The organism is Spirochaetota bacterium, from assembly GCA_038043445.1.
GTDB lineage: Bacteria > Spirochaetota > Brachyspiria > Brachyspirales > JACRPF01 > JBBTBY01.
Map to the genome: position 1 here is coordinate 1 of JBBTBY010000063.1, position 25,344 is coordinate 25,344.

A 25,344-nucleotide genomic window follows, 5' to 3' on the forward strand; every position below is an offset into this window, starting at 1 on the left:
TCAGGAAATATTTCCCGGGCATGGCTCATGCGGAGATCAAAGCCGTGGCCGCTGACCTCGGTGTTCGCGAAACGCGGCGCATCAACGGTGAATACCGGCTCACGGTCGATGATCTTGTAACGGGAAAAGATTTCCCCGATACCATAGGGTTTTCCGCGTACGGATGGGATCTGCACCCGAGACCAGGGGAAACGGCGGTGAACGGATATACTACGCCGAAACCGGAATTGACGGCCATACCGTACCGCATTATGATCCCAAAAGGCGCGTCGAACGTCATCTGCCCCGGCCGGGCAGTGAGTGTTGAACGCCATGTCCTCGGACCGCTGCGTGTCATGGCTCCCGTCATGGCCATGGGTGAAGCCGCGGGGATCGCCGCCGCTCAGATCAATGACGCTGCGTTCAGGGATGTATCCATAGCATCGGTACGAGATACGTTGAAACATCACGGTGCGATCATCAACAGGAGTGATGTGTAATGAAGAAGACCAGGACATTACTTTGCATCTTCGTGTTCTCTTTCTTCCCCATCGTGTGCGGCATAGCCGAAGAAAGGGCGCATATGACGGTCGATATGCCAGGCCCCGCGGTGTCCGCGCCGCCGGGGCAGAGCAAGAAGATAGTTATCGCATATCCGGAAATCGGCAGCAAGGTATCGGCCGATACGTTCAGCATGCGTACGGATGCTACTGACAATCATGAAGCGATAATGCGGGCGATCGAATATTGTCGTTCGAACGATGTACGACGACTCGATATACCGAAAGGGACATACCGCTTCAGCATGTCCAATGTCATAACACTATATGGGTTCACCAATTTCCGGATCAATGCACACGGCTCTACTTTTATCTTCACGCCGACGCCGGTGAAAAAACAATATGTTCAGATCTCAGCTTGTGTTCGTTTTGCACTGGAAGACCTAGCCCTCGATTGGGATTGGAGCGTTGAGCCGATAGCAAGTATTGTTTCTGTTACCGCTGTCGATGCAGGTTCACGTTCCGTTGATCTTCTTTTTCAGGATAAGCATCCGTCGCTTGGCGATGACATAGTGCTAACTGATCTTGAACCGCTTCACCCCGAACGAATGACGCCCGACCAGCGTTTTTTCGTGATACTTCCCGGCATGGGACCGAAGGGATTCACCGAAAAAAAATGGGTGTCGCCGAACGTACTGCGCCTGACCGCATCTCCGGCGCTCGCTGAGTTTTCTCGTATACGGACGAATGCCGTATACCGTATCCGTCATTATCAGTACGGCGGCGGCGGTGTCCGTATCAATGACAGTTCAGATCTCACGATATCGAATGTGACGGTGCACGGATGCATGGGGTTCGGCTTTCATGTGGCAGGGGATGTCCATCATTTCAGGTTCAATGGCTGTCGCGTGACCGTTCCGCCGGGGTCGAAACGCCCGATATCGAGCGCGGCCGATCATTTCCACATGACGAGCGCGCAGGGGAATTTCGTAATCGATGGATGCGAGTTCGCGTACGGCGGGGACGATATCATCAATATACACACGACCGCGGCGCTCATCACGAAGATACTCGATCCTCACACGCTTGAAGCCCGTGTGAACGGACCGACGCTCATACGCACCGGTGATCTCATCGAATTGCGTATGCCTGATTACGCGCCAGCGGGGGCCATGCTCACGGCGGTGCACACGGAATATAATGAGGCAGGCGCTGTGCGAAGTGCAACAATACGGTTCAAGGACCCCCTGCCGGCTTTCGCTGCGGTGAACGGGATACTCTTCAATCGGCGTTATTTCACCGACAATTTCATCATACGAAATAACTATTTTCATGACAATCGCGGCCGCGGCATACTGCTTGAGGGTTCCGGCGGTATCATCGAAAGTAATCATTTCGCGCGTCACACCGGCGCTGCTCTCAGCGTGGAAACGGTCATCACGAGCGGATGGCGGGAAGGATATGGTGTGACGAATATCATTGTTCGTAATAATAAATTCGAGGACTGCCCGTTCATCAGTTATCGCACAGTGACTGCGGCAGGCACAGCGACACCGTATCATATATTCTCCGATCATCTCTATGAGAGCAATACGTTCGTGAACCTGCACCCGGCCCGACTTCTATTCGATATCGTTTCCGCGCAGAACATCGTGATACGCGGGAACAGCATCGAAGCGGTTCCAATACCGGGCGAGGACGCGATGCGGTCGGGAATTCGGCTGCGCTTCGTGTCGAATGTCTCCATTGTCCAGAACCATTGGAAGCAGCCGACGATACCGGCGGTAGTACCGATGGAAAAAACGGGTGGAATAGATATACTGAGCAATTCTCATGCCCGATAAGGAATCATATGAACATCGTAATACTCGACGGACACACCGCCAATCCCGGGGATCTCTCCTGGGACGCGCTCGCATCGCTCGGCACGCTCACGGTGCATGAACGCACACCGCGCGCGAGCATCATCGAACGCGCGAAGGATGCGGAGGTGGTCATTACCAATAAGACTATACTCGACAAGAGCGTCATCGATGCGCTCCCGAAGCTCCGCTATGTAGGATTGCTTTCAACAGGCACCAATGCTGCCGACGGAAAAGCCCTCGCGGAGCGGAAGATACCGCTCTGCAATGTGCCCGCCTATGGCACGATGTCGGTCGCTCAGCAGGTGTTCGCGCTCCTCATTGAGCTTACGAACAGGACGGGGCATCACTCGGACGGCGTACACGAAGGTGTATGGACGGCGTCGAAGGATTTCTGCTATTGGGATTTCCCGCTCGTCGAATTATCGGGCCTGACGATGGGAGTCATCGGCTACGGCGCCATCGGGCAGGCGGTGGCGCGCATTGCGCATGCGTTCGGTATGAACATCATCGCGTACAACCGCTCGGAGAAACAAAGCGATGTGCCGATGCGTTTCGTATCCCTTGATACGCTTGCCGCCGAAAGCGATTGCATTTCGCTTCATTGCCCGCTTACCGATGAGACAGAGCATCTCGTGAACGGCGGGTTCATCGCGCGTATGAAACGGACGGCGTATCTGATAAATACCGGGCGCGGTCCGCTCGTCGATGAGAAGGCGCTTGCCGATGCGCTCAACAGCGGGAGAATCGCCGGGGCAGGGATCGATGTACTCTCGACCGAACCGCCGTCAAAGGATAATCCCCTCATCGGCGCGAAGAACGCCGTCATCACGCCGCATATCGCCTGGGCTACGAATGCCGCGCGCGGACGGCTTATCGGTGTTGTGACGGAGAACGTGCGTGCATTTCTCGCGGGGAGACCGCAGAACGTCGTGAACGGGGTCGTTCCTCAGTAGATCAGGTAGAGCGAGGCCAGCGTGTAGCCGCCGCCGACCGAGGTGAACAGAAGCCTGCTCCCGCGACTGACCGTCTGTCCGTCGAGTTTGCCGCGCACGAGCCTATCGAGCGTGATAGCCCCCGATGCGCCGGAGACATTGCCTATATCGGTTATGGTCTTGCAGAATTTCTCTTTGGGAAGCGCAAGATTATCGACGAGACTGTCGATGATGCGTTCGTTCGCCTGATGCGGGATGATGAAGTCTACATCGGTGCGAAACACCGCTTCGGCAGTGGAACCCTTCGCATGGGCGACCTTGGCGAGCACGGAGAGCGCCGCCTCCTTCATGGCATTGACCGCGCGTTTCAGCACGAGCGGTCCGCCGCCCATCTTTATCGTACCGCCGTCCTCAAGCGTTATGTTCGTGGGGTCATAGTTCGATCTCTGGAACGTATCGATGATGCCGGGCTCATCGCTCGCCTGAAGGATCGCCGCACCCGCACCGTCGCCGAAAAGGATCGCGGTCGTCGGGTCATTATAATTCACTTTTTTCGTGAGCGCTTCGGAGGCGACGACGAGCACCGTCCGATATTTTCCGGACTTGATATATGCATCCGCGGTTATGAGCGCATCGACGAAGCCGCAGCAGGCGGTGTTCGTCTGAATACCCCCGGCGTTGATGCCGAGGGCTCCGGCGAGCGAACATGCGGGGTTGGGTATCTCGAAGTGCGGGGTGAAGCTCGCGAAGATGATGTAGTCGATGACGCCCGTCTGAATGCCGGCGGCAGCGATCGCTTCGCGCGATGCAACGGCTGCCATTTCCTCCGTGGATATCTTCGAGAAGTGCCGGCGCATGATGCCGCTTACGCCTTTCACCCATGTTTTGAACACATCGCTGATGGTGAATTTGCTCGCATCGGTGCCGCCTTTCGTGAGCGACGCGCGCGCTTTCTCAGAATCGAAATTCGATATTTTCCCGAGCAGTTTTTCATTCGTGACGATGTCTTCAGGGAGATACGAGCCGGTGCCGAGAATTTTTGAGTACATCATTACGCCAGTATATTCCAGTCAGCTTCCATCGTCAAGCCCCCCGGAGGAAAGGCGCTTTCGATATCGTTTTATCGACGACACGCCGGATGCGATGAGCGCTTTTTTCTCCGACTCATACCGCGCTCCGATGTCCGCCGCGGATGCCGTGAGCGTCTCGTCCCGATAGCAGAGCACCCCGGTCGTTGCCAGGCGTTCATTGTCGCGTACCGCATCGATGGGGTGGAACGCGGCATAGTCCGTGAGCGATGCAATGGTGCCCCCCGTCGTGCGCCCGACGGGCTTTGTCTGCTTTACGATGAAGCCCGCCTTCATGAACGCGCTTATGACAGGATATGCCGCGCTGTAGGTGACGATGACGCCGTGCGGCAGAAGACGGTCCTTGAGGCGCAGGAAGAGATCGTATGTCCAGAGCTCGGTGTTCTTTTTCGTGGAGAAGGCATCGAGAAATATCGCATCATAGAGGCGGTCAAGCGTCTGCACGACGGAGCGTGCATCGCCGATATAGAGAAGCGCATCGGTGTTGTTGCCCGAATAGAAATGCGCTTCAGAGAGCGATGCGATGAGCGTTGCGGCAACAGGATCGTTCAGATGCAGCCTCTGCGCCATGGCAAGCGTTGCCGCGTCGCGCTCGATCGAATCAAGAGAGAGATGCGCGGCGGGGGCTTCGGTACGTACGGCAGTATACGCCGCGGCTGCATTGTAGCCGAGGCCGAAGCCGATGTCGAGCACGGCTATCGTCGGCCGTTTGATGATGTCGGTCGTGATAAGCGCGGGGACTGTGAATTTCTCACGCGCCTCGGTTGCCGCCCCGGAAAGCGAGTGGAAATGCTCACCGTATGCTTCCGAATAGCAGGTGATGCTTCCGTCGCCGGTCTTTATCGTTTGGTCCATTACGCTGTAGAGGCCTGCATTGTTTTGCCGAGAGAGGGAATTGAACCCCCGACACACGGATTTTCAGTCCGTTGCTCTACCGACTGAGCTACCTCGGCGGAACGTGAGGCGCGATTATAGCATACGGCGTATCCCTGTCAAGCAGATAGCTGCGAAAATTCACTGCATTTGCGGTACATTTTGCCCGGGGCGCACATTTTGCCATAATAAGCGATATGCCATATACTCATCGGGATCAACGATAGGATCCCATGCCGTCACCCGTACAAGACCTGCAACAACGATTTTCCGCGCTCCCCGAATTCGCGGCGATAATGCCGCGAACGACTTCCATCGCGGGCGTATCGATAGCGGTGCTTCCGCTCCTCATGCATGTGCTTCACGAGCGCGAGAAAAGAACGTCCATTGTCGTCATGGAGAGCGAAGAAGCCGCCGAAGAGATGCATCAGGCGATCTCCTATTTTCGGTCCGATGCAGAACGCTTCCCCGCATTCGATACCCTGCCGTACTCACCGGTGTCGCCCTCGCGCGATGTGGCATCGTCGCGGCTTTCCGTGCTCTGGCATCTTGCTGCCGGCACGCCGCTTATCGTTACCTCGATACGCGCTCTGATGCGCCGCACCATCGCCCGCGAGACGTTCATGCAGTATGTAACGGAGATAACGCCGGGCATGAAGATGGACCGGGATGCGCTTCGGTTTCTCCTCACGGGTCTCGGCTATGTGTCAGTGAACGAGATAGAAGCTGAATGCGAGTTCGCGGTGCGCGGCGGCATAGTCGATATCTATTCCCCCGCGCATCATCTCCCGGTGCGCATCGAATTCTTCGACGATGTCGTCGAAAGCGTTCGGCTCTTCTCCGCCGAGGACCAGCGGTCAGCGACCGTGCTCGACCGTGCGTTCATCATACCCGCGCATGAGGCGATATACGATGCCGCGACGATACAGCGTGCATTCACGGAAAAAACCGTTCCCGATACGATACGCGAACATTTCGCCCGCGACCCCTATTTCGGCGGGGCGGAGAATTATCTCCCGCTCTTCCATATGGCCGACTCCCTGTTCTCCTGGCAGAAGGATGCCCGCGTGTACTGGTACGAGGGTGAGCGATCGCTTGCCGCATCCGAGAAATATCGCAAGGAGATCGATTTTCTTTTCAAGCAGGATGCGCGATATGCGGTGACCGGCAGCAGTGACGCGCTCTATCTTTCGGATGATGAGATCAAGGCGCGCATGCGTTCCGATGTACGACTCGCCGTGTTCGGTACAGGTAGGGACGGCGAGGTGCGCTTGTCCTTTGGCGCGGGGGCGAGCTTTAAGGCAAATATCAAAGGGTTCACCGACCATATCCGTGAGCGCATGGCTGAGGGGCAAACGGTCAATCTCGTCACGAGCCATCGCGAGCAGGCCGACCGCTTCGTGCAGATGCTCGCCGAATTCGCCCCGCCGATACTGGGACCGGATGAAAGTACCGATAAGACATTCTTCATTACCGTGGGAAATCTCAGCGAGGGCTTCATCTCCCGGGAGATGAACTATACGCTCATGGTCGACCGCGAGGTGTTCGGGCGGAGGAAGAAGACATACAAGCGAACGCCGTCAGCACGCAAGAGCGTCATCGAAAGTTTCGTCGATCTGTCGCCCGGCGATTATGTCGTCCATGTCAATCACGGCATCGGACGGTATCAGGGGCTTACACGGCTCACGGCGGCGGGCAAGGAGAAGGATTATCTCCTCATCGAATACGCGAAGGATGACAAGCTCTATATACCCGTCGAGCAGATAAACTTCATACAAAAATACATGTCGGCGGGGGCGAAGGCCGACCCTAAGCTCGATATTCTTGGCGGCAAGGCGTGGGATAAGGTGCGAGAGCGTGCGCGTAAGAGCGCGGAGAAGATAGCAGCCGAGCTCATAAAGATATACACGATACGGCATGCCCTCGAGGGCTACGGTTTCCCGAAGGACACGGCATGGCAGGACGATTTTGAAGCGGCCTTCCCCTACCAGGAAACCCCCGATCAGCTGCGCGCGGTAGCAGATATCAAATCCGATATGGAAACACCCAAGGTCATGGACCGTCTCGTCTGCGGCGACGTGGGCTTCGGGAAGACCGAGGTAGCATTGCGCGCGGCGTTCAAGTCCATCATGGCCGGAAAGCAGGTGGCGCTTCTCTGTCCGACGACGGTGCTCTCGCAGCAGCATTTCAGAACGGCCCGCGAGCGTTTCAGGGAATATCCGGTGCGCATCGGTCTTCTCAATCGCTTCCGCGCACCGAAGGAAACGCGCGACACGGTGCTCGCATTGAAAAAAGGAGAGGTAGATCTTCTCATCGGCACGCATCGCATTCTCGCCGAGGATGTCGTGTTCAAGGACCTTGGTCTTGTCATCGTCGATGAGGAGCAGCGATTCGGGGTGAAGCAGAAAGAGGCGCTTAAGCGCTACAAGGTGCTCGTCGATGTGCTTACGATGACGGCAACGCCGATACCGAGAACGCTCAATCTCGCGCTCACGCAGATACGCGACATCAGCGTGATAGAAACGCCGCCGCTCAATCGCCTCCCGATACAGACGTATGTCATCGAATTCGACGAGGAGACGATGGCGAAGGCGATACGCCGCGAACTTGCACGCGGAGGCCAGGTCTTCGTCGTCTACAACCGCGTACAGTCGATAAACGAGTTCGCCGTCATGCTGGGGAAGCTCGTGCCGGAAGCCGTCATCGGCATCGGCCACGGGCAGATGGAAGGACATGAGCTTGAGGACATCATGAACTCATTCGTCGAGGGCGAATATAATGTCCTTGTGTCGACGTCGATAATCGAGAACGGCATCGATATCGCCAACTGCAACACGATAATCATCTATCGTGCGGACCTCTTCGGGCTCGCCGAGCTCTATCAGCTCCGCGGACGCGTGGGGCGTAGCGACCGCGAGGCGTACGCGTTCTTCTTCTTTCCGGGCAATCGCGTCATATCCGAGGATGCGTATAAGCGCCTTACCGCCATAGCAGAACATACCGACCTCGGGAGCGGGTTCAAGATAGCCATGCGCGACCTTGAGATACGCGGCGCGGGCAATGTACTCGGGCGCGAGCAGTCGGGTAATATCCATGCGGTGGGATACGAACTCTATACGCAGCTCCTCGAAGAGTCGGTGTCGAAGATGAAAGGCGAGATACGCGAGGTGACATTCGATACCGTCATCGATCTGCGTAATGATATATTCATCCCCGACACGTATGTGAACGAGCCCAAGCAGAAGATAGAGATATACAAGAACATTCTCCGCGTGGAGAACGAAGAGGACATCGATGCGGTGCACGCTTCGCTCGTCGACCGGTACGGGAAAGTGCCGGAGGCGATAACGCATCTCTTCGAGATAGCGCGGCTTAAGGCGTTCCTCAAACGGTATAAGATAGTCTCGGTCATCGAGGGCGATTACAATCTCTATATCAAGTGCAATGATTACTCCCGCGTGGACCATGGGAAGATGAAAAGGCTGTCATCGACCACCGGCAGCGGCGTATATCCTGACAAGAAGGACTTGAATCAGCTCGTCATGCCCGTGCGCGAGGACACTATTACGTGGAAGGTCGGTGCAATACGCACGGTTGTCGGGGCTATCGCAAAGTCCTGACACCAGTACCTGAAATGTCAATATAGTGCACATTGCGTGCTCAAAAACGGGAATGGCTTTGGGACGACTCTGAAACGAGGGGGTTACGGAGGATGTCCCTGGGATTTTTTTGACGGGGAATGTCAAGAAAAGACAACACTACGGCAAGTCACGTGATATCGAGAACAAGCCGTATTCCATCATCGATACGATGCATCGTTTTCCGTGCGATACTGCCGATGCGTTCTGTAAGCATCGTTTTATCAAGCGTTACGATCTGCGAAGCATTGACAACGGAATCCTTGGGGAGCCCGCTTTCGGAGCGGTCAATAAAAACATTTCCGGGGGCATCCGCAAGAGCACAATTCGATGTTATGACGGCGCATATCACCGTTTTTATGCGGCTTTGTGTGAATGCATCCGCTTGCACTACCAATACCGGCCTGCGAAATCCCGGTGCTGATCCTTCCGGCTCGGGTATATCCGCCCACCACAACTCACCACGCGTCACTACCACGACTCCTTTTTAAGAACACGCGACTGCATGGCGTGGATCGGTCCATCGATAGTGCTGTCATGCGATGAGAAAACAGTATTCAGGCGTTCTGTGATATCGGCGGGATTATGGGTGCCGACGAATTCCTCTATCGCTTTCGCGAAAAGACCACTGCGCGTCATGCCAAGACGCTTTGCCGTCTTTTCCGCTTTCGCATAGAGGGCATCGGGGAGTGATACTGCAGTCTTCATGCACAAAGTATAACAATAGTTATACCAGATGTCAATAGCTTTCTATCGAAACTTACAAGGCGATCCCTGTCATCCTGCATTGACACGGCGATAATCGCGCGGCGACGAACCCGTGTGCTTCTTGAAAAAGCGCGAAAAATAGTGTTCATCGGAGAACCCGAGCTCGTCCGCGATTACGCGTATCGCTCCCGTTCCGAGGAGCACGCGCTTTTTCGCCGCTTCGATGAGCGCTGTCACGATATAGTGCTTGAGCGTAATGCCCGTATCGCGTTTGAACCTTTTCATGAGCGCTTCACGTGTCGTCCCGGCGATGTCCGCAAGCGTGCCGATGCCAAGCTTCGCCGAGGTATTCGTGCGCACGTATTCGACGATGCCGGCATAGCGCTCGGCAATGATCATTCTCTTCCGTATGCTGCCGCCGGTGGTATGAATGAACGGGCCGATGATGGACCCGAGCTCGGAGCGGAGCGACAGATGATCGCCGATGTTCGCCGAACGCGCTTGCGCGATGAGGCGTTGTATGTCGACGTCGATCGGGTGTCCGCGTACGACATCGCCTTCAAAGATATCGAACACACCCATAGGCAGTGTGAAATGGACATAGAATATCGATATCCCCTTTTTGCATGAAAGCGATATGGTCCGGTTGAGCGGAAGAACATACGCCCAATGCTTCCGGAAACGCGTGACGCGCCCGCTCACTGAGACGAAGGCATCGCCGCCGGTGTTTATGTAGAGGCGGTTGAAGGGGACATTCGTATCGGGGTAATGCCAGCCCGGCGAGACGGAAAATCCGCATTTCAGTATAGAAAGATCGAGCATTGCTGCGGTGCTTTCAAATCGCGGAAAGAGCAGGCGCATCATCAGCCCCCGTTCGGGACGTGTCGACGTACACATTCGCGGCAGTGCACGTTTTTGTCCGATTCGTGCATGGTCGTCCATGCCGGATGCAGGTATTCTTGTACCGAGTCCATGGCAGTGCAGTGTACCATGGATCTCGATTATAAAAAAGCATACGCGTGGGAGGCTGTTATGAGCGAATCACATCCGGAATGGCATATCGCGTTCTGCAATGTCACGTATACCGAGTATGCGGGCATGACATATCGGGAATACTACAGGTCGCCGGAATCCATGCTCCGTGCACAGCTCGCCGCACAAGAACATGTCAGACGGCGTTTCGGCGAAGAGGCGGTCCGTTCCGTACGTATTGCGCCGGATTCGGACGGTCGTGGCGGTGCTTCACGGTTTTTCGGCATGACCATGCGGGAGACAAGTGAGGATGAGATACCCTATCTTGATACCTCTTCGCCCGTCGTGTCATCGCCGAACGACATCGACGGTCTTTCGCCCATCGACATTGCCGGAAGCGGTCTATTCCGGGAACGGCGGCGTTTCTGGGAATATTATCGTGCACACGGCTTCGACGCACCGTTCTGGCACAGCGGCTCGGTGATTAGCACCGCGGTGGAGATAAGCGACAGCGCGATATTCACCTGGATGGCGGAATGTCCTTCTGCGGCGCATCGCCTGCTTGCGCTCGTGACCGACGTTATGGAAGAAGCATCCCGCATCGGGGCTGCGATCGATGGAAGCACGTACACCGGACACGGCTATACCGGGGATGACTTTTCCGGACTGCTTTCCCCCCAGATGTACCGCGAATTCGCCGTACCGTACTATCGACGTCTCTACGCCGGGCAGAAGCATCGCTTCATGCACAGCGAACTTCTGCGCACCGAGCATCTTCGCATTGCACGGGATGAGGTCGGCATAACCGATTTTCACGGGGCCGGATGCGTGAACCTGTCACTTGTGGAAATGAATTCCATCATGGGGCGAAATTTCTGGACGCAGCTTACGCCGCAGGAGATGAACGAGCTTACGCCCGAGCGTATCGACGACAGGATACGTGAATTCGCCGGCAGCGGCGCCGCTCACATTCAGCTCTACCCGGGTCGCGGCACGAGCGATAGGAACATGGATGCGGCGATGAACGCCTGCGTGAGGGAATGTTCTGCAGGGATGACAACAACGGCATGATACGATGCTGCGCGCAGCGACAGCAATTATCTCCATACCGTTCAATCCATTCCATGTACATCGTGTCCTTCACTAAGTATATTTGATATGGATAAGGAGTACCTATGGATCGCCCGAACGTAATCTGGATAGTTACCGATCAGCTGAGAGCCGTAGCGCTTTCCTGTAACGGTGACCCCAATGTGAACACGCCGAACATCGATATGCTTGCAGCTACCGGCGTCAATTTCACCAATGCTGTCGGCGGATTCCCGCTCTGCTGTCCGTTCCGCGGCTCGATGCTTACCGGCATGTACCCGCACAAATGCGTTGTGGGCCACGAGTATCCGCTGCCTGCCGGCCAGAAGACGCTCGCGCATGTGTTCAATGACGCAGGCTACGACACCGCGTATTTCGGCAAATGGCATCTGGACGGTTTCCACGAGCGCGAGGGACGCGCGACCATGCATCATATCGATAAAGAACGCCGCGGCGGATTCCATACGTGGATCGGTTATGAGAACAATAACAGCCAATGGGATACCTGGGTACACGGCCATCGAGGCGATGCGAATATCGACCTCTATCGCCTCCCCGGCTATGAGACCGATGTGCTCACCGATATGCTCATCGAACACATCGATGAACGTGCGGAGGCGGGTGCGCTGGAGCGATCGAAGCCGTTCTTCGCCGTGCTTTCGGTGCAGCCGCCGCATGACCCGTATATCGCACCCCCGGAATACATGGCGCGGCATAATCCGGCGACGATAACGATGCGGCCGAACGTTCCTGCCATACCGGGCATCATCGAGACGGCGCGGCGTGATCTTGCCGGCGCGTACGGTATGATAGAGAACATCGACGCGAATGTCGGCAGGGTGATATCGGCGCTTCGGCGTGCGGGCATCGATAAGGAAACACATATCATCTTCTTCAGCGATCACGGGGATATGCACGGCTCGCACGGCATGTTCAGGAAGACCAATCCGTACGAGGAATCGATACGCATACCGTTCATCGTGAGCGGCGAATCGCCCATGCGGTACGATAACCACGGCGCGGGGAACGTTCCGGGAATGATGAACCATGTCGACATCGCGCCGACGACGCTCGGCCTCTGCGGCATAGCGAAACCGGCGTGGATGCAGGGCTGCGATATGTCGCATTATCGCCTGCGTGAGAACGCCGCTTCGCCTGATGAACCTGACAGCGCATTTATACAATCGGTGACAGCTACCGGGCACGGGCATTCCATCGACAAACCGTGGCGCGGCGTCATAACACGCGACGGCTGGAAATACGTCTGTTTCGAGGGTCTATCGTGGCTGCTTTTCGATCTTACGATCGATCCCTACGAGCAGATGAATATTGCGCATAACAAAGCATACGAGAAACGGCGAAAGGAGCTTCTCGCACGACTTGAGCGCTGGATACGGGAGACAGGGGACTCGTTCACATTGCCGAAAGAATGACTTAAAACCCCCACCGACTGTCGCGAAAATGCTATTCGACCATAACGAAGAATAATAAGCGCCAAATTTTTATCAGGATCGATGAGAACAGCGGGTTGCAACCCGCTGTTCTCTATTTTCGCGACGGTCTCGTGCTTGATATTGATATTGCATCGCGTCGCTGTATAATCCTTACACTGTGTGCATCCATGGCATGCCGCGGTGCAAGGAGAACCCATGAACGACCGGTATCTCAGCGTACTTCAGATACTCGCGCAGAACGCGCATGCGACGCACGACTACATCGCAACACTTCTCAACATCAAGGCGGATGAAGTGAGCGTCATTGTGCGTGAGCTCGAACATACGAAGATGATACTTGGCTACAAGGCCATCATTAATAAAGAAAAAGTGTTCGAGGACAAGGTGTTCGCCGTCATCGAGGTGCGCATGTCGCCTGAGCGCGAGGGCGGTTTCGACCGCATCAGCAAGCGCATCTATCAATTTCCCGAAGTACGATCGCTCTATCTCATGTCGGGGAATTATGACCTCCTCATCTTCGTCGAGGGGAAGAACCTGAAGGAGATAGCGAGCTTCGTATCGACAAAGCTTTCCACGATAGACCGCATCCTCCATACGGCAACGCACTTTGTGCTGAAGACGTACAAAGAGGATGGGATACTCCTCGATGAGGCTGAGACCGTGGAACGCCTCAAGGTATCGCCCTGAAGCGGAGGATAAGGAATAATCGATGAAACGTCTTGCACCGCATATCGTCGAGCTCCCGCGCTCGGGCATACGCGATTTTTTCGAACTTGTCATTGGACGCGACGATGTGGTATCGCTCGGCGTGGGCGAACCGGATTTCGTGACGCCCTGGCATATACGCGAGGCGAGCATATTCGCGATCGAACGCGGGAAGACGATGTATACATCGAACTTCGGCCTCCTTTCCCTCCGCGAGGAGATATCGACCTATCTTGCGCCGCGCATAGGGCACACGTATGCGCCGTCCAACGAGGTGCTCGTCACCGTCGGTGTGAGCGAGGCCTTCGATCTTGCGCTCCGCGCGCTCATAGAACCGGGCGATGAAGTGATATACCATTCGCCGGCATTCGTCTCGTATGGGAACATCGTGCGCATGTGCCACGGCGTACCGAAGGCGGTGCCGACATACCTCGCCAACAATTTCGATCTCCTTGCGGACGATCTCGCCAAGGCGATAACGCCGAAGACGAAGGCCATCATCATCTGCTTCCCGAACAATCCCACCGGCGCCACCGGCAACATCGATGAGCTCAAACGCATCGCTGAGCTTGCCGCAAAGCACGGCATCTATGTCATCGTCGATGAGATATACAGCGAGCTCATCTACGATACATTCGAATCGATAGCGAGGCATCTGCCCAAAGAGAACCTCATCTATCTCAACGGCTTCTCGAAATCGTATGCGATGACCGGCTATCGGCTCGGCTATGCCTGCGGGACACCGCCCGTGATAGAATCGATGATGAAGATACATCAGTACACGATGATGTGCGCATCGGTGATCGCACAGGAAGCGGCTATCGAGGCGCTCAGGAACGGCGGCGAAGAGCGCGAGAAGATGCGCCGTGAATATGAACAGCGCAGGAATTTCATCTACGCGGGCCTTAAGGACATCGGTCTCGATTGCTTCCTGCCCAAAGGCGCGTTTTACGTTTTTCCGTCGGTGAAAAAGACAGGTCTCTCCGGTAAGGAATTTGCACTAAAGCTTCTCAACGAGGAGAATATCGCCGTCGTTCCGGGCGAAGCCTTCGGTGTAGAAGGCAAGGACAATATACGCTGCTGCTACGCCGTATCGCTCACGGATATCGAATTTGCGATCAACGGCATGAAAAAAATGATCAAAAGGCTTTGAGCGCACAATGGAAAAAATAACTATCGACGGAGTAGAGCTTACCTTGTCCCCCGTGGACGAGATAGCCGTGCAATGGGTGGGCGGTGTGGACCTTTTGCGTCAGATCACCGCTGCGTGGATAACGGTGGCGAAGGACGATAAACCGCTCAATCCGCGGCTTGTCGGCAAACCCGGCACCGGGAAGACGACGCTCGCGTATCATGCGGCGAAAAATATATTGAAACGCCCCGTGTACATCATGCAGTGCACCATGGACATGCGACCGGAAGACCTCATCATAACGCCGGTCATCGGGGATAATAATCGCATCACCTATCACGCTTCCCCGCTCGCGACAGCGATGATACAGGGCGGTGTTGCGATACTCGATGAGGGCAATCGCATGAACGAGAAGGCGTGGGCGTCCCTGGCGCCGCTCCTTGATGACCGCAAATATGTAGAAAGCATCATCGCCGGGATAAAGATAAAGGCGCATGAAGATTTCCGCATCGCGGTGACGATGAACGATGATGCGAGCACGTATGAGATACCCGAGTACATCCATTCGCGGCTGCAGCCGACGATAGAGATAGGCTTCCCCGGCGCGGAAGAGGAATTCGAGATATTGAAGATAAACATCCCGTTCGCCACCGACGACATACTCAATCTCACCGTGGGCTTTCTGCAGAAGGGCCATCGACACGGCTCGGCGTATTCCGTACGCGACGGCGTGAACATAGCCCGCTATGCGATAAAGGTGATGCATGAGAAGTATCACGAACCCATCAACGATGCGTTCCGTTTCTCCCTGGCGCGTGTTCTCGGACAGAAAGCGCTTGCCTTCTACCTTGCGAGCGAGAGCGAGCTTGAGGACCCGGGCGATGTGTCGTGGGGGATAAGCAATTAAGTGTCTTCGGGGCCGATCTCGGGGTGTTACTCAAGGGCGATATTGACGTCTCATTGATTGACAGTACATCGGCAAACGGGTATAGTACTGATATGACAAGGGAAGAACTGCTCAAAAAGACCGTCTGGGATTACGACATCAGCGCGGATGATCTTTATAACGCCCTGACGGGAAAAACCTCCGGCTGGCCTACCCATGAATGGGCACTTATCCGTGCGATAGAACGACTCAGCTATTATGAGCTTCTATCGATCGTCCCATTGCCATTGCTTGCGGAGGAATGGCCGAAGGTGCGCGAGCGCATACATATACGCGCAATACGTGAAGGACTCGATTATGCAGTACGAAAATACGCTCTATCCGCTGCAAAATAAGGTATGCCGTCTCGTTGAGGAGAGCGGTACGCCGTTCTACCTGACCGGCGGTACCGCGCTTTCCCGCTGTTACTATCATCACCGGTATTCTGACGACCTTGACTCGCCTTGAATCGTTTCCCCGCGAGTGGCTTGCTCAGATACGATGGGCCGAAGGGAAGATAATGTCCGCAGAGGACGCTGATCGGTCATTGGCGCGTATCATTCGTGAAATGGTAAAAGTCCCGTAGCCGCTTTTCAGGGATTCATGACGATCGCGACTTCTTATGGCAATCCTCTAAAAACTCGCCGCAGGCGAGTTTTTAATCTTTACTCGGCCACAAGGACGCCAGAAAACGATAGAAAATCGTATTTACCCGAAGCTATTTGGTACGCGAAAGTGAGTTTCTGGAGGCGCCCTTATACCAGTCAATAAATCGCCCGAGGCCTTCGTCGATGGATGTCGTCGGTCTGTATCCGAGCAGTTTCTGCGCTTTTGAAATATCGGCGTAAGTGATGTCGACATCGCCCGGCTGCACGGGCTTTTCCTGTATGACGGCTTTCTTCCCGAGATGGCGCTCTATCGTCGCGATGAAGTCGTTGAGCGCTACGGGGCTGTTGTTGCCGAGATTCATTATCTCATACGGCAGTGCCGTATCGATAGCCGCAAGTATCCCTTGTACGATGTCATCGACATAGGTGTAATCGCGCTTGCTCGTGCCGTCGCCGAAGCGCGTTATCGTGCGGCCATTGGCGATGGCGTCGGTGAAGAGATACGGCGCCATGTCGGGGCGCCCCGAGGGGCCGTATACGGTGAAGAACCTGAGCGCGGTGATGGGCAGGCCGTAGAGATGATGGTAGGTGTATGCAATGATCTCGGTCGCGCGTTTCGTCGCTGCGTACGGACTTATTGGTTTATCGACATTATCCGTTTCGGAGAACGGTATTTTCTGACTATTACCGTAAACAGATGACGATGATGCAAAGACGAAATTCTTCACATCGTATTGACGGGCACGATCAAGCAGTGTCAAAGTCCCTTCGATATTCGTTCGCTGATATATGAATGGATCGGCAATGCTCGGGCGCACACCGGCGCGTGCGGCGAGATGGCATACTGCATCGAATTTATACTGCTTGAAGAGCGCTGTCATGAATTCACGATCGCAGATGTCGGCGCGGTGCAGGGAGAACGATGCGTTCCCGGCGAATGAGGCGGTATTAGCCTCTTTGATCCGGACATCGTAGTAATCGTTGAAATTATCGATACAAACGACGCGTTCCCCGCGCGCAAGGAGGGCGCGTACGGTATGAGAACCGATGAAACCGGCGCCGCCGGTGACGAGTATGGTCATGCAGGCACTCCCGAGATTATGGTATATCATGATACGGAAAATATGTGAATGGATGCCGTCGCTACGCTTGACATGCTATCAAATCATGATATCATTGTTGTATCATAAATATTGGGTATTGTATGCATGCAATAAGTCTCAGGAACATCGAGCCGCAGCTTGAAAAAGCGCTTAAAAAGAAGGCGCTGAGCGATAAAACCAGCGTAAATAAGGTCATCATTGAAAGTCTTAGAAAAGAACTGCTTCCATCGGGGAAAGAACGCCGGTATGACGATCTGAGCGCTTTGGCGGGGACATGGAGCGATGAGGATCTTGAGGAATTCAAGAGCGCTACAGCGGATCTTAATGCGATCGACAAGGATCTTTGGAAATGAAGATCGTATGCGATACATCCGCATACTCTGAGTTCAAAAGGGGCGATGAGCGTATCGTGGACATGATCGCCCGCGCCTCAGCGATATTCATCCCCTCGATAGTGCTTGGCGAACTCAAAGCAGGGTTCAAGGGCGGACGCCGGGAGCGTACTAATATACACGAGCTTGATCAGTTCCTGTCCTCACCACGAGTGAATGTTGCTATTGTTTCGGAAGATACCGCGGATTTCTACGCCCGGATATATCATCAATTGAAGAAGGCGGGCTCGCCTATTCCAGCGAACGACCTTTGGATAGCCGCGATAACGTTCGAATGCGGGGCGATGCTGTTGTCTACCGATGCACATTTTCAAGCCGTCCCCGGTTTGGTCATTCTTCCAGAATAAATGAGTGATATCAGTGCATGGAAACGCTCTGGTCCATGATTCGCACCATGGTGCAGCATGATCTCAAAGCGCGAACCCCCTCCCGCTTGAACGGTATACTCAAAAGCGATGTGTGGACGACTTCCAAACGGTTCCAAAACGACTCTGAAACGAAGGTGATACGGACGTGGTATGGATCCGGGATGTATCTAATGCGTTCCCATGAGGATCCCATCCCCGGTATAAAGGCGGACGGGGGCCGCTTCCCGCTTCTGCCGGTGTATATTCACGCTCAGGAACAGGGGGCCTCGAAAAACCCGTTTTTCTCGACCACCCTTTGCGCACATTTTGATGACAATACTCGAATTTGCTTGCCGCAAATTCGAGTATTTCGAGGTGCGCACAGATTATACCCGGACATCGGAAGGTCACGGGCGGCATCGTTCCAGGTGCGCAATTCTGCCTCATCGATGATCGCAGTCAGTTTAACGAGTGCCATGAGCCCCCCTTCGTTTTCGGGAGGGATGATAGTTGAAATCCAGGAAAATGCAATTTGATGATGCAGCAATCCGCTATACGAAGTGGTGAGCGGTTTGACAATTCCATGGATGCGAAATATGATATTCGCGAGCACCGATAAGGAGTTCCGTACGAACAAGCGAACTGACGGCATGATCATCTATGAACCGAATTCGCGCTCGCGGCTCGGTCTGTTCGGTGTATGGCGCACCATGGCGGCCGATATCTATACCTCGCGCGACCTCATTGCCCAGATGTTCAAGCGGGATTTTTTCGGCGTATACAAGAAATCGTTCCTCGGCATTGCCTGGGTATTCATCACACCGCTCCTGGCTATTGTCTCCTGGCTCATCATGAACGCTACCGGCATACTGAAACCCGGTGACGTCGGTATTCCCTACCCTGCGTATGTGCTTCTGAGCTCGACCATTTACGGCATGTTCATGGGATTTTATATGGCAGCGCTCGGTACGCTCGATGCCGGGGCTGGGTTCATCATGCAGGTGAAATATCCGCATGAGGCATTCCTCATTAAACAGGTGGCGCAGTATCTGGCGAATTTCATCATGTCATTCGCCGTTGCCATCGCAGCGCTTCTCATCTTCCGCATCATACCGCATTGGCAGATAATATTCTTCCCGCTGTTCATGCTGCCGTTCTTCCTGCTCGGTTCGGCGATCGGGCTTGTCATGACGGTGGTGAACGTGGTGGCCGTTGAGGCGACGCGTGTGATGAACATAGTGCTCGGGCTTATCATCTACATAACACCGGTCATCTATGCGCCGTCGGTCGAGAACCCGGTATTGCAAAAGATCATTGCCTATAATCCGCTCACGTATTTCGTCGGTTTTGCACGCGATATGATCGTGTACGGCAAAGCGGAGCATTTTGACCGATATCTCATAGCATCACTCGCTTCACTTGTCCTTTTTCTCGCAGCGTGGAACCTCTTCTACGTTTCCGAGGATAAAGTGATAGAGAAAATGATCTGACGGGCCACAGGCAAGAGACAGCATGGATACCGATACTGTAATTGAAGTCGAGGGGCTTTCAAAGAAGTTCTGCCGCAGCGTAAAACGCAGTATGTTCTACGGTGCGCTCGATATCGGGAGAAGCATGGTCGGTATTCCCTATTCCCGGGAGAAGCTTCGTCCGGGGGAATTCTGGGCGCTTGACAATGTGAGCTTCTCGCTCAAACGCGGGGAGACGCTCGGGCTCATCGGCGCCAACGGCTCGGGGAAATCGACGCTCCTGCGCCTGCTTACGGGTATTTTTCCTCCCGACAAGGGACGTATCAGCATTCGCGGACGCATCGGCGCGCTTATTGCCGTCGGTGCGGGGTTCCATCCGCATATGACGGGACGTGAGAATATCTATCTCAACGGGACCATTCTCGGTATGACGCGGCAGGAAGTGAATGCGCAATTCGATAATATCGTATCATTTGCCGATATCGGTGAATTCATCGATGCTCCGGTATCCACGTATTCATCGGGGATGACGGTACGGCTAGGTTTTTCCATTGCTATTCATTCACATCCGAGCATTCTACTGGCCGATGAAGTGCTTGCGGTCGGTGATCTTGAGTTCGCGCTGCGGTGCTTTCGCAAGATCGCCGAGTTCCAGAAGAACGGCGGTACCATAATCCTTGTCAGTCATTCGATGCAGCTGGTCAAGAATTCATGTCAGCGCGCTCTCTGGGTACAGCACGGGGCGGTTGCGCTTGATGGCACTGCTGTTGACGTATGCGGACGTTATGAGACAAAGGTCTTCACGAATCAAGGAAGCAGGGAGGCAGTTGGCACGCGCGTAAATAATGATCCAATGGCACGGATAGTTTCTGTCGATATCGTCGGCAGCGATGGCGTTCACCGCAGCACGACAGTGCACGGAGAGCCATTCCGATGTAGGATCCGCTATGCGTGTACACGGATCGTACGTGACCCGGTCGTAACAATGAGTATTACTACTGAGAATGGCGCGATGCTCATCTCGAATTATACGAATTTTGACGGGAGTAAACGGAGATCGATCGATGGTGAGGGCTATATCGACTTTATCATTGAGCGCCTGCCGCTGGCCCCCGGAAAATATTCCGTCACCATCACCTTCACCGAGAACGGGCAGATCTCAGATGTCCTTGACTGGCTTGAGAACTGCTTCACCTTTTCAGTATCGCCGGCAGGATCGACATCATACGGGCTGATAAATCCATTTCCCCGATGGGAATGGAGCCCTGCATTATCGATCGCTGAACGAGTGCGATGAAGGAGCGCGCGTGTTTTTTCCAGAGCGAATCAAAAATATCCGTCCGGGTGACCGGGTACTTGAGATAGGCCCCGGCGGCTCTCCGCATCCTCGTGCAGACGCGTTCTTGGAAAGGCGGTTTACAAGCAGAAAAGAAGCGCGATGGCAGCGCGGCAGTGCGAAACCGGTAAAGTACGATAAGCCAGTATTCTTTTATGGGGGAAGTACCTTTCCGTTCAAAGACAATGAATTCGATTATATTATCTGCTCGCATGTCATTGAGCATGTCCCTGCGGAGGAATTACCGCTTTTCCTGAGCGAGATGCAGCGGGTTGGGAAACGCGGATACCTTGAAGCTCCCAGCTGTTTCTATGAATTCCTTTTTAATATACCGGTGCATCATTGGCTGCTTCATTACCGGAATAATTCCTGGGTGATGCTCAATAAAAAAAGTATTTCATACTATCCTATGCAGGATGTTTTTTTTCTGCTGTTGGAGCATGCATACGGCAGGAATAGACAGACTTTGATCGCGGACTTCGCAGATTTTTTCATTACCGGACATGAATGGAAGAATTGCATACGATACAACATCGTCAACGACGTGAATGAGTTGCTAACAAAAGCAGATATCCGATATTATACGGTATATTTCAAAAGATTTGTCGTCAAACGAGCGCTTGATAATTCAATACTGAAATGATACCATCACTGCAGTATATTTCTGACCATGCAATACAAGACAATTCAGGTTGTTATTTAGGAATGGCTTCATGATGGAACTACTGTGCACTTTCCGGAAAGCGCTGGCAGGTTTAGCGTCCCGCCTTTGTATCTCAAAAAAAGCGATCGCTGAGATCAAGCAGCAGTACGCAGCACTTCCGATGGCAACGGCAGCGACTGGTTCGTGGAAAAAATATTCAGATCGACTAAAACATCTTGTCGCAAATGATGATGTCAGGAATTTTCTCCAATGGGATGTCATTAAAAGCACAATGTTCATTGAAACGATGGCTTGGACGGAAATTGAGCTGGCGTTCCTTAAGCGGAGCGAATGGGCGCGATGGGGACGGGTGCTGCGCGAACATTACACTGGAAATCCCGCCAGGTATGCTGCATACTCACGGAGCAGTGCAAATTTGATACACCATGTATATCATTTGGCGCGATTTGAAGAGTGCCTCGGTATTGCTCTGCCGAAAACCGGGGCAGTGTTTGAGTTCGGCGGCGGGTATGGTTCACTGTGCCGTGTATTTCATGCAGTCGGTTATCACGGATATTATTCGATATTTGATCTGCCGGAGCTTGTGTATCTTCAGAATTTTTATCTTCGTTCCCTCGGTATTCCTACCGGTGTTCCACTCGGCGGTACACAGCCCGGTGTTCACTCATTTTTTGATGCGACACAGCTCGCCCCCGTATTGACCGAGGTGCACAATGCATCTCCGTCAATATTCGTTGCAACGTGGTCATTGAGCGAAGCGACCGATGATCTGCGGCAGATGTTCTCATCCGTGATCGGGCGATTCGATCATGTCCTTATCGCTTATCAGGATGCTTTTGACGGGCGGGACAACACAAGTTATTTCAGGGACATGCAGAAAAACGCACCGAATATACGCTGGGTCAATTGTGAAATAGAACATATTCCGGGGAATTTCTATCTTTTCGGGACAAAAAAACAGCAATAACACTGGGATTGTATGCCGTACGTATCCGTTATTATTCCAACTTGGAACCGGGCACTTACTATCGGGAATGCCGTGCGCAGCGTACTTTGTCAGACATTCACAGACCTGGAAGTGCTCGTGTGTGATGACGGATCGACCGACACCACGATGGATATTGTACGCGGCATCAATGATGTTCGTGTTCGTTTCATCCAGGGGCCACGCGGCGGTCGGCCCGCTATCCCCCGCAATCGCGGTATCGCGCTCGCTCGCGGAGAGTGGATAGCATTCCTCGACAGCGATGACGAGTGGATGCCGGATAAGCTGGAAAAGCAGCTTTCCGCACTCAAGGGATGCAATGAGAAGGCATGCTCGACAAACGCCATTCGCATTCTCCCGGATAAAAGCGAGGCCGGGAATTTGCTTGACTGGCAGCGTTCGCCCATCACCTTTGATGTTTTGAATGAGAGGATAAATCCAATAATCTGCAGTTCGATCATAGTGCATCGATCATTGTTCGACATTATCGAAGGTTTTCCGGAAGAAGAATATTGCACTGCAGAAGACTATTCGCTTTGGATGAGGCTTTCGACACAGACAAATGTCATATTCCTTTCTGAGCCGCTTGTTCGTTATTCAGATGATGCCGCACATTCTGTACGCACCACGCGCCCGGCCGTCTCTGTTCAAAAGCAGTGGCGTGAGTTGGTGAGAACATTTCTCCCGTGGGCGCTAAAACAGTCCGGATCAGAAGCATTCATCGAGCGGATACAGAAGCTTCGTATATTACACACACTGGAGAATTATCATTCGAGCATGGGCGGTATGTATGAGGTGGTAAAGAGACTTTCTGAGGGTTTGGTGGATCTCGGCCACCGTGTGACCGTTGCAACAAATACTCACCCGGATCGCCATGAGAGAAAGATCAATGGTGTGAACATCGTGGAATTCAATGTTCGCGGGAATGCCGCTCAAGGGATGGAAGGTGATATTGCTTCGTACCAAGATTTCCTTCAGCATTCGAATTTCGACGTGGTAACGAATTTTGCCGCACAGCAATGGGCTACCGATGCAATGCTCCCAATCTTGAGAAAGATAACAGCGAAAAAGGTATTTGTGCCGACCGGGTTCTCAGGGCTGCACTGGCCGGAATACCGCGACTACTTTGAAAAGATGAAGTCGTGGATGAAAGAATATGACGCCACTGTATTCCTTTCGGATGATTACCGCGATGTGAATTTCGCCCGTGAGAACGGCATTGAAAAGCGCGTACTTATACCGAACGGCGCGAGCGAAGAGGAGTTCACAGCGAAGCCGAACATCGATATCCGGAAGAAGCTGAAGATCGGCAAAGATACATTCCTTATCCTTCATGTCGGTTCTCATACCGGCGTGAAAGGGCATAAGGAATGTTATGAGATGTTCGATGCTGCGGATATTCACAATGGGGTACTCCTTATGGTCGGAAATTTTATCGGTGAAGGTCCTGCCGGGACGATATCGTTGAAGCGCCGTATTAAAAACATGATCAAGGCTGTGCTATCGATCTTTGGCCTATATCCGCGTCCGGTACGACAGCATGTTGGATGTGCGGAACTCTGTTCGTCTGCTGAAAAACGGTATAGAACTAAATGGAAGCGCGAGCGATGCGGGAAACGGCTAATCGTTCGAAGTCTTACCCGTGAGGAAACGGTAGCAGCCTATCTTGCGGCCGATCTTTTTCTGTTTCCATCGAATATTGAATGTTCTCCGATAGTGCTGTTCGAGTGCATGGCTTCACGTACGCCGTTCATTGCTGCAGATGTCGGCAATGCTGACGAGATAGCATCGTGGTCGAATGCGGGGATCGTGCTCCCAACGGAGAAAGACGATAATGGGTTTTCGCATGTCGATGTATCCGCCGCCGCCCGGGCACTTGTATCGCTCTATAAAGACGATGATATGCGTCGCAGAATGCAGGATGCAGGATATGCCGCATGGAAGGCGCGTTTCACTTGGGAAAGCATCACAAAGGAATATGAAAGATTATATTGTGGCCTTGTTGATGAACGTGGAGTCTCGGACAGACGTTGAGGAAGTGCACGTATATTTATTGCTTTCCTGATAAGCCTATGATATTATGGCTACAAGAAACACTATGCGAGAAAAAGAGATCGTTCGTTCGTTGAGTGCAGATAGCCGTTCGCTCATCGTATATTTGGCGATCATGGCTGCTTGTGCTGCGACTATGATCGTACTGGCAGCGATGAGTATTCGTGTGCCAATGAACTTCGGCCATGATCTTAAACCGATGATATTCATGGACCTGAGTTCCGATATAGCCCGCCACGGTGATCCTGCTCACGCTCATACCCGTTATGGATTTGCAAGGAAAAGTGGAAATGACGGCTCACCCCAAAATACAGTCGATGAATTTGTCTATCTTGAAGATTATAATCCTCGTGCGAAATCTACAGACGGGCTGCACACATATGGGCACGAGCGGAATATATTTACCGGATATGAATCGCCGATCAATGCGCTCATGGCGGCAGTTCTATACCGAATAACAGGGGTGTCGGGGTTTGAAGCGAGATCGATCGCTGCACGATGGTATTCATTCATGCATTATCTTGCCGC

General features: G+C 53.6%; 24 protein-coding genes and 1 tRNA gene. 18 read left to right on the forward strand and 7 right to left on the reverse strand.

All coding sequences use genetic code 11. The features are described 5' to 3' along the window. From AABZ39_09215 to AABZ39_09225, 3 genes are all read left to right on the forward strand, one after another. Positions 1–479 (forward strand): FAD-dependent oxidoreductase (locus AABZ39_09215; protein ID MEK6794944.1); only part of this gene is annotated, 479 nt, incomplete at its 5' end. Then, a complete protein-coding gene (locus AABZ39_09220; GenBank protein MEK6794945.1) occupies positions 479–2,323 on the forward strand; it encodes a right-handed parallel beta-helix repeat-containing protein in 1,845 nt (614 codons plus the stop codon). The genes AABZ39_09215 and AABZ39_09220, both read left to right, overlap by 1 nt. A gap of 8 nt (positions 2,324–2,331) precedes the next feature. Next, a complete protein-coding gene (locus tag AABZ39_09225; protein ID MEK6794946.1) occupies positions 2,332–3,297 on the forward strand; it encodes a D-2-hydroxyacid dehydrogenase in 966 nt (321 codons plus the stop codon). Here the strand turns inward: AABZ39_09225 and AABZ39_09230 are convergent. The 3 genes from AABZ39_09230 to AABZ39_09240 all read right to left on the reverse strand — a co-directional run bounded on the left by AABZ39_09230 (position 3,291) and on the right by AABZ39_09240 (position 5,317). After that, positions 3,291–4,328, reverse strand: a complete 1,038-nt coding sequence (locus AABZ39_09230; GenBank protein ID MEK6794947.1) for a 3-oxoacyl-[acyl-carrier-protein] synthase III C-terminal domain-containing protein — start codon at positions 4,326–4,328, stop codon at positions 3,291–3,293. The genes AABZ39_09225 and AABZ39_09230 overlap by 7 nt on opposite strands. An 18-nt stretch (positions 4,329–4,346) precedes the next feature. Further along, a complete protein-coding gene (locus AABZ39_09235; protein MEK6794948.1) occupies positions 4,347–5,219 on the reverse strand; it encodes an MnmC family methyltransferase in 873 nt (290 codons plus the stop codon). A 25-nt stretch (positions 5,220–5,244) separates the two neighbouring features. Continuing rightward, positions 5,245–5,317, reverse strand: a tRNA-Phe gene (locus AABZ39_09240). A gap of 153 nt (positions 5,318–5,470) precedes the next feature. Here AABZ39_09240 and mfd point away from each other — a divergent pair. Continuing rightward, the gene (gene mfd, locus AABZ39_09245) at positions 5,471–8,857 is read left to right on the forward strand and encodes a transcription-repair coupling factor (protein MEK6794949.1); all 3,387 of its coding nucleotides are present in this window, start codon (positions 5,471–5,473) and stop codon (positions 8,855–8,857) included. 148 nt (positions 8,858–9,005) lie between these two features. On the opposite strand, the gene AABZ39_09250 is transcribed toward mfd, so the two are convergent. From AABZ39_09250 to AABZ39_09260, 3 genes are all read right to left on the reverse strand, one after another. Next, positions 9,006–9,353: a type II toxin-antitoxin system PemK/MazF family toxin gene (locus AABZ39_09250; protein ID MEK6794950.1), complete on the reverse strand. Its 348-nt coding sequence runs from the start codon at positions 9,351–9,353 to the stop codon at positions 9,006–9,008. Continuing rightward, positions 9,347–9,583, reverse strand: coding sequence for a hypothetical protein (locus AABZ39_09255; GenBank protein ID MEK6794951.1), 237 nt, complete (start codon positions 9,581–9,583; stop codon positions 9,347–9,349). Before AABZ39_09255 ends, AABZ39_09250 begins: the two co-directional genes overlap by 7 nt. A 69-nt stretch (positions 9,584–9,652) precedes the next feature. Further along, positions 9,653–10,447 (reverse strand): AraC family transcriptional regulator, encoded by a 795-nt coding sequence (locus tag AABZ39_09260; protein ID MEK6794952.1) that lies wholly within the window; start codon positions 10,445–10,447, stop codon positions 9,653–9,655. Positions 10,448–10,615: 168 nt separating this feature from the next. Here AABZ39_09260 and AABZ39_09265 point away from each other — a divergent pair, with 168 nt between their 5' ends. From AABZ39_09265 to AABZ39_09295, 7 genes are all read left to right on the forward strand, one after another. Continuing rightward, positions 10,616–11,626 (forward strand): uroporphyrinogen decarboxylase family protein, encoded by a 1,011-nt coding sequence (locus AABZ39_09265; protein ID MEK6794953.1) that lies wholly within the window; start codon positions 10,616–10,618, stop codon positions 11,624–11,626. 104 nt (positions 11,627–11,730) lie between these two features. After that, positions 11,731–13,077, forward strand: a complete 1,347-nt coding sequence (locus AABZ39_09270; GenBank protein ID MEK6794954.1) for a sulfatase — start codon at positions 11,731–11,733, stop codon at positions 13,075–13,077. Between the two features lie 216 nt (positions 13,078–13,293). Continuing rightward, positions 13,294–13,785 (forward strand): Lrp/AsnC family transcriptional regulator, encoded by a 492-nt coding sequence (locus AABZ39_09275; GenBank protein ID MEK6794955.1) that lies wholly within the window; start codon positions 13,294–13,296, stop codon positions 13,783–13,785. A 22-nt stretch (positions 13,786–13,807) separates the two neighbouring features. Continuing rightward, on the forward strand, positions 13,808–14,956 hold the full coding sequence (locus AABZ39_09280; protein ID MEK6794956.1) for an aminotransferase class I/II-fold pyridoxal phosphate-dependent enzyme: 1,149 nt from the start codon (positions 13,808–13,810) through the stop codon (positions 14,954–14,956). A 7-nt stretch (positions 14,957–14,963) separates the two neighbouring features. Then, complete coding sequence (locus tag AABZ39_09285) at positions 14,964–15,842, forward strand: AAA family ATPase (GenBank protein MEK6794957.1); 879 nt, start codon at positions 14,964–14,966, stop codon at positions 15,840–15,842. Between the two features lie 92 nt (positions 15,843–15,934). Further along, positions 15,935–16,216, forward strand: coding sequence for a hypothetical protein (locus AABZ39_09290; GenBank protein ID MEK6794958.1), 282 nt, complete (start codon positions 15,935–15,937; stop codon positions 16,214–16,216). Then, entirely contained in the window at positions 16,179–16,328 is a 150-nt protein-coding gene (locus tag AABZ39_09295) for a nucleotidyl transferase AbiEii/AbiGii toxin family protein (protein MEK6794959.1), read from the forward strand. The genes AABZ39_09290 and AABZ39_09295 overlap by 38 nt, the downstream gene beginning before the upstream one ends. A 250-nt stretch (positions 16,329–16,578) precedes the next feature. Here AABZ39_09295 and AABZ39_09300 read toward each other — a convergent pair whose 3' ends face one another. Further along, a complete protein-coding gene (locus tag AABZ39_09300) occupies positions 16,579–17,550 on the reverse strand; it encodes a GDP-mannose 4,6-dehydratase (GenBank protein ID MEK6794960.1) in 972 nt (323 codons plus the stop codon). A gap of 122 nt (positions 17,551–17,672) precedes the next feature. Here AABZ39_09300 and AABZ39_09305 point away from each other — a divergent pair, with 122 nt between their 5' ends. The 7 genes from AABZ39_09305 (at position 17,673) to AABZ39_09335 (ending at position 24,798) form a co-directional block, all read left to right on the forward strand. Continuing rightward, on the forward strand, positions 17,673–17,924 hold the full coding sequence (locus AABZ39_09305) for a hypothetical protein (protein MEK6794961.1): 252 nt from the start codon (positions 17,673–17,675) through the stop codon (positions 17,922–17,924). Further along, positions 17,921–18,310, forward strand: a complete 390-nt coding sequence (locus AABZ39_09310) for a type II toxin-antitoxin system VapC family toxin (protein MEK6794962.1) — start codon at positions 17,921–17,923, stop codon at positions 18,308–18,310. The genes AABZ39_09305 and AABZ39_09310 overlap by 4 nt, the downstream gene beginning before the upstream one ends. Positions 18,311–18,906: 596 nt before the next feature. After that, positions 18,907–19,800 carry an ABC transporter permease gene (locus AABZ39_09315; protein MEK6794963.1) on the forward strand — a complete coding sequence of 298 codons (894 nt, stop codon included), beginning with the start codon at positions 18,907–18,909 and terminating at the stop codon, positions 19,798–19,800. A 22-nt stretch (positions 19,801–19,822) separates the two neighbouring features. Further along, complete coding sequence (locus AABZ39_09320) at positions 19,823–21,076, forward strand: ABC transporter ATP-binding protein (protein MEK6794964.1); 1,254 nt, start codon at positions 19,823–19,825, stop codon at positions 21,074–21,076. A gap of 10 nt (positions 21,077–21,086) precedes the next feature. Then, positions 21,087–21,758, forward strand: coding sequence for a methyltransferase domain-containing protein (locus AABZ39_09325; GenBank protein MEK6794965.1), 672 nt, complete (start codon positions 21,087–21,089; stop codon positions 21,756–21,758). Between the two features lie 457 nt (positions 21,759–22,215). Beyond that, positions 22,216–22,746 carry a hypothetical protein gene (locus AABZ39_09330; GenBank protein ID MEK6794966.1) on the forward strand — a complete coding sequence of 177 codons (531 nt, stop codon included), beginning with the start codon at positions 22,216–22,218 and terminating at the stop codon, positions 22,744–22,746. Between the two features lie 12 nt (positions 22,747–22,758). Further along, on the forward strand, positions 22,759–24,798 hold the full coding sequence (locus AABZ39_09335; protein ID MEK6794967.1) for a glycosyltransferase: 2,040 nt from the start codon (positions 22,759–22,761) through the stop codon (positions 24,796–24,798). Positions 24,799–25,344: the final 546 nt, after the last annotated feature.